Origin of the sequence: Kitasatospora nipponensis, assembly GCF_039528135.1 — a bacterium.
GTDB classification, from domain to species: Bacteria; Actinomycetota; Actinomycetes; order Streptomycetales; family Streptomycetaceae; genus Kitasatospora; species Kitasatospora nipponensis.
On the sequence record NZ_BAAALF010000636.1, the window covers coordinates 1 to 804 of the forward strand.

The following is an 804-nucleotide window of genomic DNA, read 5'->3' on the forward strand; positions in this document are numbered from 1 at the left end:
GCTGCCGGACGTCCTTGAAACCGAACCTCGTCGCCTTGGAGAGCGCCTCGCGGTCGCGCGGGCCCAAGGTGTGCTCACAGAGCACATCGCACAACTCCTCGATCCGGTCCTGTTCCGCCAGCTCCGCCGCGTGCGTCAGCAGCTTCCGTGACTCCGGGGTCACCACCTCCGACACGTTGGGCAGCACCACCCGCGCGACCCGGTCCGCACGGTGTGCGAGCAAGCGGCAGGCCACCACCGCGCCGTAGCAGTACCCGAGCAGGTTGACCTGGTTCACGCCCAGGTGGTCCAGGGCGACGACCACGGCCTCGGCCTGAAGCTCATAGCCGGCCACGGTCTCGTCCCCCAGCGCCGAGGCACCGCCGAAACCGGGCAGGTCGAACGTGATGATCGTGGCGTCGGCAGGCAGGCGTGCCTCGATCAAGCGCCAGTCGTACATGTCCATCAGAGCCCCGCCGAGCAGGACGATGGGCCTGCCCACCGAAGCCCGCGAAACGGTGCGGACCCGGCAGGTGAAGTCGTACCCCGCCACCTTCAGGTGGTGCAGCTGCTCCCGCGTCCTTGGCCCGGGTAGCACCGCTGTGCTGTTCGTGCCTTCTGCGATGCTCACCCCGCCCCCAGGCCGAGCGGGCTCACGCCCAGCGGGGTCTCGGGTGGCAAGGGTCTTCTTCATAGTCTGGAAACGAGTTCTCCCAGGTTGGTGCACGGGCGGGCCACCAGACTCCGCAGCGCGTGATGAGGCCCTAGAGGCGTGTCGCGGTGCGGACGAGGTCGGGGACGGCTTGGGATCTGCTGTGTGGCGGC

General features: G+C 68.9%; 1 protein-coding gene. It reads right to left on the reverse strand.

The genetic code is table 11. From position 1 onward, the window contains the following. On the reverse strand, nucleotides 1-532 hold a 532-nt coding region (locus ABD323_RS42410; protein ID WP_344447391.1), incomplete at its 3' end, for an alpha/beta fold hydrolase. Between the last annotated feature and the right edge of the window lie 272 nt (nucleotides 533-804).